This window comes from Melaminivora alkalimesophila, assembly GCF_000282995.1.
Classification (GTDB): domain Bacteria; phylum Pseudomonadota; class Gammaproteobacteria; order Burkholderiales; family Burkholderiaceae_C; genus Melaminivora; species Melaminivora alkalimesophila.
On sequence record NZ_ALEE01000698.1, the window covers coordinates 1 to 6,152 of the forward strand.

8 protein-coding genes are annotated in these 6,152 nt (G+C 72.2%); 6 read left to right on the forward strand and 2 right to left on the reverse strand.

Translation table 11 applies throughout. The features are described from left to right. The 3 genes from A612_RS13515 to cobT all read left to right on the forward strand — a co-directional run. Positions 1 to 504, forward strand: a 504-nt coding sequence (locus A612_RS13515; protein ID WP_019374994.1) for an aminotransferase class I/II-fold pyridoxal phosphate-dependent enzyme, incomplete at its 5' end; no start/stop codon positions are given. Between the two features lie 37 nt (positions 505 to 541). Then, positions 542 to 1,996, forward strand: coding sequence for a cobyric acid synthase (locus A612_RS13520; protein WP_040436955.1), 1,455 nt, complete (start codon positions 542 to 544; stop codon positions 1,994 to 1,996). Between the two features lie 60 nt (positions 1,997 to 2,056). Next, complete coding sequence (cobT, locus tag A612_RS13525) at positions 2,057 to 3,088, forward strand: nicotinate-nucleotide--dimethylbenzimidazole phosphoribosyltransferase (protein WP_019374996.1); 1,032 nt, start codon at positions 2,057 to 2,059, stop codon at positions 3,086 to 3,088. 51 nt (positions 3,089 to 3,139) lie between these two features. Here cobT and nth read toward each other — a convergent pair whose 3' ends face one another. Continuing rightward, positions 3,140 to 3,787 (reverse strand): endonuclease III, encoded by a 648-nt coding sequence (nth, locus tag A612_RS13530; protein WP_019374997.1) that lies wholly within the window; start codon positions 3,785 to 3,787, stop codon positions 3,140 to 3,142. Between the two features lie 104 nt (positions 3,788 to 3,891). On the opposite strand from nth, the gene A612_RS13535 reads away from it, so the two are divergent. Genes A612_RS13535 through A612_RS13545 form a run of 3 tightly spaced genes read left to right on the forward strand, consistent with a single transcriptional unit; the run spans position 3,892 to position 5,766 of the window. Then, entirely contained in the window at positions 3,892 to 5,103 is a 1,212-nt protein-coding gene (locus tag A612_RS13535; protein ID WP_173370373.1) for an aminotransferase-like domain-containing protein, read from the forward strand. Further along, on the forward strand, positions 5,100 to 5,315 hold the full coding sequence (locus A612_RS13540; protein WP_019374999.1) for a SlyX family protein: 216 nt from the start codon (positions 5,100 to 5,102) through the stop codon (positions 5,313 to 5,315). Before A612_RS13535 ends, A612_RS13540 begins: the two co-directional genes overlap by 4 nt. A 4-nt stretch (positions 5,316 to 5,319) precedes the next feature. Then, positions 5,320 to 5,766 (forward strand): CopD family protein, encoded by a 447-nt coding sequence (locus tag A612_RS13545; protein ID WP_019375000.1) that lies wholly within the window; start codon positions 5,320 to 5,322, stop codon positions 5,764 to 5,766. A 13-nt stretch (positions 5,767 to 5,779) separates the two neighbouring features. Here the strand turns inward: A612_RS13545 and A612_RS13550 are convergent. Next, the coding region (locus A612_RS13550) for a group III truncated hemoglobin (RefSeq protein ID WP_019375001.1) at positions 5,780 to 6,152 on the reverse strand (373 nt) is incomplete at its 5' end.

Here is a 6,152-nt window from a genome sequence, read left to right on the forward strand (position 1 = left end):
GGGGCGCCGCGCCGCCTGCAGGGGCGCGCGTGGAGCCTCTATTCGCCCAACAAGGCGCTGGGCCTGACGGGCGTGCGCGCCGCCTATGCGATCGCCCCGCCGCAAGCGTTGGAGGAAGGCGTGGCGCAGCGACTGCGCGCGCTGGCGCCTTCGTGGCCGGTGGGGGCGGACGGGGTGGCGTTACTGCACAGCTGGGTGCAGCCGGAGACGCAGGCGTGGCTGGGCGCGAGCCTGCCGGTGCTGCGCGCCTGGAAGGCGCAGCAAGAAGCCCTGTGTGCGGACTTCGGCTGGCAGGTGGTGCCCGGCAGCCTGGCGAATTTCTTCACGGCGCGGCTGCCGCACGGCGCGCAGATGGCGCCGTTGCTGCAGGCGCTGCGCGCCGCGGGCGTGAAGCTGCGCGATTGCGCCTCCTTCGGCCTGCCGGGGCATGTGCGGCTCGGCGTGCTTGCGCCGGCATCCCAGGAGGCGCTGGGACAGGCCCTGCGGCGCTACCATCGGGCATGACTTGCGAATCCGCCACCGTCCGCCCGGGAGCCGCCGCATGAGCGCCCGTTGCATCATGGTGCTGGGCACCAGCAGCGGCGCCGGCAAGAGCTGGCTGGCCACCGCCCTGTGCCGCTGGTACGCCAACCAGGGATGGAAGGTCGCGCCCTTCAAGGCGCAGAACATGAGCAACAACGCCCGCGTGGTGGCAACGCCAGGGGGCGAGTACGGCGAGATCGGCAGCGCCCAGTACTTCCAGGCGCTGGCCGCGCGCACCGTGCCCGACGTGCGCATGAATCCGCTGCTGCTCAAGCCCGAGGCCGACACGAAGAGCCAGGTGGTATTGCTGGGGCGGGTGGAGCGCGAGCTGTCGGCCCTGCCGTGGCGCGGGCGCAGCGAGCGGGTGTGGCCGCAGATCGCCGAGGCGCTGGATGCGCTGCGCGCGGAAAACGACGTGGTGGTGATCGAGGGGGCGGGCTCGCCGGCCGAGATCAACCTCGCGGCCAGCGACGTGGTGAACATGCGGGTGGCGCGCCATGCGGATGCGCGCTGCCTGCTGGTGGCCGACATCGACCGCGGCGGCGCCTTCGCACACCTGTATGGCACCTGGGCGCTGCTGCCCGAGGACGAGCGTGCGCGGATCGCCGGTTTCGTGCTCAACAAGTTCCGCGGTGATGCGGCGCTGCTGGCTCCCGCGCCGCAGCTGCTCCAGGAGTACACGGGCGTGCCGGTGGTGGCGACCATCCCGATGCAGTGGCGCCATGGATTGCCAGAGGAGGACGGGGTCTTCGACGAGCGGCCGAGTGCCACAGGCGGCGAGGTGCACACGCGCATCGCCATCGTTGCCTACCCGCGCGCGAGCAACCTGGACGAGTTTGCGCCGCTGCGCAGCATAGAGGGTGTGCGCCAGGGCTGGGCGCGCAGCCCGGCGGACCTGGAAGGGGTCGATTGGATCATCCTGCCCGGCACCAAGGCGACGGCGGCCGACCTGCGGTGGCTGCGCGACCAGGGACTGGATTCCGCGATCGCGCGCCACGCCGCGGCCGGCGGGCGGGTGCTGGGCGTGTGCGGTGGGCTGCAGATGCTGGGCGAGGCACTGATCGACACCGTGGGCGTGGACGGCAACGGCCCCGGTCTGGGCCTGCTGCCGCTGGTCACGAGTTTCGAGGCCGAGAAGACGGTGCGCAGCACGCGGGCGCGCTTCGGCGAGGTCGGCGGTGCGTGGGGCGCGCTGTCGCAGGTGGAGGTGCTGGGCTACGAGATCCACCACGGCCAGACGGCGCAGCACCCGGCGATGGCCGCCGCGGGCGACGTGGCGCGCGAGCTGATCCCGGGACTGGCGTGGCAGAACGCGGCGGGCAACGTGCTGGGGGTGTACCTGCACGGGCTGCCGGAGAATGCGAGCGTGCTGCAGGCCCTGTTCGGCGGCGGCGCGCAGACGCTGGATGCCGCCTTCGAGCGCATGGCGCAGGGCGTGGACCAGTGGTTCGATACGCGCGTGCTGCGCCTGTGAGCCGGCCCCGGCGGCTCGGCCCGACGGCCGCAACGACTTCCTGATGACGAACGGACTTGCATGAACCTCCCCGACATTCCTTCCATCGCCGACGCCCTGCTGACCGCGCGCCTGCAGGCATTGCTCGACGGCAAGACCAAGCCGCTGGGTTCGCTCGGGCGCCTGGAGCGGCTGGCGCTGCGCATCGGCCTGATCCTGGGCACCGACCAGCCCGTCCTGCAGGCGCCCCAGGTGCTGGTGTGCGCCGCCGACCACGGGCTGGCGGCGCGCGGCGTCTCGGCCTTCCCGAGCGATGTGACCTGGCAGATGGTGCACAACTTCGTCACCGGCGGCGCGGCCGTGAGCGTGCTGGCGCGCCAGCACGGCCTGGGCCTGACGGTGGTCGATTGCGGCGTGCGCTATGACTTTCCGCCGTACCCCGGGCTGGTGGTGCGCAAGGTCGCGGCCGGCACGCAGGACGCGAGCCATGGCCCGGCCATGACCGCGCAGCAGTGCGCCACCGCCATCGCCAACGGCCGCGAGGTGGTGCGCGCGCTGCCGGGCAATGCGCTGCTGCTCGGCGAGATGGGGATCGGCAACACTTCCGCGGCGGCGCTGTTGCTCGCGCGCCTGGCGGACGTGGACGTAGAGGAGTGCGCCGGGCCGGGTACGGGCCTGGATGCCGCAGGGGTGGCGCGCAAGGTGGTGGTGCTGCGCGAGGCCCTGGCGGCGAATGCCGGGGCGCGCGCGCCGCTGGAGGCGCTGGCGGCGCTGGGCGGACTGGAGATCGCCACCTTGGTCGGCGCCGTGCTGCAGGCGGCGAGCGAGCGCCGCGTGGTCGTGGTCGATGGCTTCATCACCAGCGCGGCGGTGCTGGTAGCGTCCCGCCTGGCGCCGGCCGTGCTGGAGCGCTGCGTGTTCGCGCACCGCTCGCACGAGCGTGGCCACGCGCGGATGCTCGCCGAGCTGGGCGCCGAACCGCTGCTCGACCTGGAGCTGCGGCTGGGCGAGGGCTCGGGCGCGGCGCTTGCCTGGCCGCTGCTGGTCTCGGCCTGCGCCATCCTGCGCGAGATGGCGAGTTTCGAGGGTGCGGGCGTGTCCAACCGGCTCTGAGGAACGCGGCCGCGGCGAGCGCATCACCTGCGCGCGGAGGCGCCGCGGGCGTCAGGCGCGGCGCGGCGCCGGCGTCTTGGGCTGGTAGCCGCACCACTTCGCGACCGGGCACTCCCAGCAGCGCGGCAGCCGCGCCTGGCAGGTATAGCGCCCGAGCAGAAGCAGCCAGTGGTGCGCATCCAGCAGGTACTCGGGCGGCACGCGCGCCAGCAGCCCGCGCTCCACCGCCAGCGGCGTCGCCCCCGGCGCCAGGCCCGTGCGGTTGGCGACGCGCAGGATGTGCGTGTCCACCGCCATCGCGGCCTCCCCGAAGGCGGTGTTGAGCACCACGTTGGCGGTCTTGCGCCCGACGCCCGGCAGGGCCTCCAGCGCCTCGCGCGTGCGCGGCACCTCGCCGCCATGCTCGTCGAGCAGGATGCGGCAGGTGGCGAGCAGGTGGCGCGCCTTGGTGCGGTACAGGTTGATGCTGCCGAGGTAGCCCTCCAACGCCTCGAGGCCCAGGTCCAGCAGCGCCTGTGGCGTGTTGGCCACCGGGAACAGGCGCCGCGTCGCGCGGTTCACGCCCACGTCGGTCGCCTGCGCCGACAGCAGCACGGCGGCGAGCAGTTCGAAGGTGGTGGTGTATTCCAGCTCGGTGGTAGGGTGCGGGTTGGCGGCCCGGAGGGTCTCGAAGAAGGGCCGGATGTCGCGGTCTTTCATGGCCCGCGATTGTGCGTGCACGCAGGAATCCTGTGTGGCGATTGGCGACAATGGGCGCCGCTACACTTTCGTCCGACCTTCCGAGGAGCCCTGACCCCATGCCCATCACCTTTGCCGACCGCCTGAACCAGGTCGAGACTTCCGCCATCCGTGAGCTCTTCAAGCTGCTGGGCAAGCCCGGCATCATCAGCTTTGCGGGCGGCTTCCCCGACAGCGCCATGTTCGACGTGGAGGGGCTGCGGACGGCGAGCGAGGCGGCGCTGCGCGAGGAGCCGGGCGCGGCCCTGCAGTATGGTGCGACGGAAGGCTACCAGCCCCTGCGCGAGCAGCTCGCGGCCTTCATGGCGGGCAAGAGTGTGCGCGACCTCGCGCCGGAGCAGCTGATCGTCACCACCGGCAGCCAGCAGGCGCTGGACCTGCTCGGCAAGACGCTGATCGACCCGGGCGACAAGGTGATCGTCGAGGGGCCGACCTTCCTGGCCACCATCCAGTGCTTTCGCCTGTATGGCGCGCAGCTGGTGAGCGCGCCGATCGATGCCGACGGCGTGCGGGTGGATGCACTGGAGCGCCTGATCGAGGAACACCGCCCGAAGCTCGTGTACCTGATCCCGACCTTCGGCAATCCGAGCGGCGCGACGCTCAGCCTGGAGCGCCGCCGCCGCGTGCTGGAGCTGGCGGTGAAGCACCAGGTCGTGCTGGTCGAGGACGATCCCTATGGCGACCTGTATTTTGGCGAGGCACCTCCGCCCAGCCTGCTGGCGCTGTCGCACGAGGTGCCGGGCAGCCGCGAACTGCTCGTGCACTGCGGTTCGCTGTCCAAGGTGCTGGCGCCCGGCCTGCGCATCGGCTGGATGGTTGCGCCGGCCGAACTGCTGGCGCGCGCGACGATGTGCAAGCAATTTTCCGATGCCCACACCAGCACCTTCGCGCAGGCGACTGCCGCGCAGTACCTGCGGGCCGGGCGGATGCCGGCGACGCTCGCGCGTGTTCGAGAGGTCTATGCGGGCCGCGCCCAGGCGATGGGCGAGGCGCTGCGCCGGGAGCTGGGCGAGGGCGTGGATTTCGTGGCGCCGCGCGGCGGCCTGTTCATCTGGGCGCGGCTGACCGGCGCCGGCGGGCGCATCGCCGACGGGCGCGAGCTGGCGCGCCGCGCGATCGACCAGGGGGTGGCCTTCGTGCCCGGAACGCCGTTCTTCTGCGCCGATCCCGACCACGCCACCTTGCGCCTGTCGTTTGCGACGGCCGATGCCGAGCGCATCCGCGAGGGCGTGGTGCGCATGGGCCGGGCGCTGGAGACGGAGGCAGTGCCGTCGTGAGTGCCGACGAGGAGCGCCTGCAGGCGCTGGAGGTCAAGGCAGCCTATGCGGAGGACCTGCTGGACGAGTTGAACCTGCTGGTCTATCGCCAGCAGCAGCGCATCGAGCGGCTCGAACAGGAACTCCTCGAACTGCGGCGCCAGATGCCCGGGCCGGGAGAAGGGGCGGGCGCGCCGGCCGGGCCGCGCGACGAGCTGCCTCCGCACTACTGAGACCATGTATCCCTACGTCTTCGCCCTGCACCTGCTGGCCGCCACCGTCTGGACAGGGGGGCACCTGGTGCTGGCGCTGAGCGTGCTGCCACGCGCCCTGCGTGCGCGCTCGCCCGAGGTGCTGCTGGAGTTCGAGCAGGGGTACGAGCACGTCGGCATGCCGGCGCTGGCGATCCAGGTGGCGACCGGCCTGTGGCTGGCCTTGCAGCTCGTGCCCGACTGGGGGCGGTGGTTTCAGCCGGACGAGCCGCTGGAGCGCGCCGTCGCCATGAAGCTGGTCCTGCTGGCGCTCACCGTGCTGGTGGCGGCCCATGCACGCCTGCGCGTCATTCCGGGCCTGAGCGTCCGGACGCTGCCGTTGATGGCCTGGCACGTGGTCGCGGTGACGCTCCTGGCGGTGGGCTTTGCGCTCACCGGCGCGAGCTTCCGCTACGGCGGGGTGGGGGGCTGAGCGGGCGGCGTTTTCATTGCGCCGCCTGCGCGATTTCACCCATCGGCCAGTGGCCGAAGTAGCCACGGAACAGGTTGCGCGCAATGCCCAGGGCCACCGCCTGCAGCTCGCGCGCCACGCCCGGCTCGAACAGGGCATGGGTGTGCTCGGCCCACAGGCGCGTCCAGGCGGTGAAGTGCGCCGGCGTCACGCCGTCGAGCGCCATGTGCTTGGCGAAGACGTTGCCGCGGAAGCTGTGGGTGCCGAGGGCAACGGTGCTCCAGAAATCCACCATCCGGCCCAGGTGGCTTTCCCAGTGGTCGCCGATGGCGGCGTCGAATACGGGGGCCAGCACCGGGTCGGCGCGGACGTCCGCATAGAAGTCGTGCACCAGCCGGTGGATGCTG

Coding starts and splice junctions, on each gene's coding strand:
- cobT (WP_019374996.1), top strand. CDS start 2,057: ATGAACCTCCCCGACATTCCTTCCATCGCCGACGCCCTGCTGACCGCG.
- nth (WP_019374997.1), bottom strand. CDS start 3,787: ATGAAAGACCGCGACATCCGGCCCTTCTTCGAGACCCTCCGGGCCGCC.
- A612_RS13545 (WP_019375000.1), top strand. CDS start 5,320: ATGTATCCCTACGTCTTCGCCCTGCACCTGCTGGCCGCCACCGTCTGG.
- A612_RS13520 (WP_040436955.1), top strand. CDS start 542: ATGAGCGCCCGTTGCATCATGGTGCTGGGCACCAGCAGCGGCGCCGGC.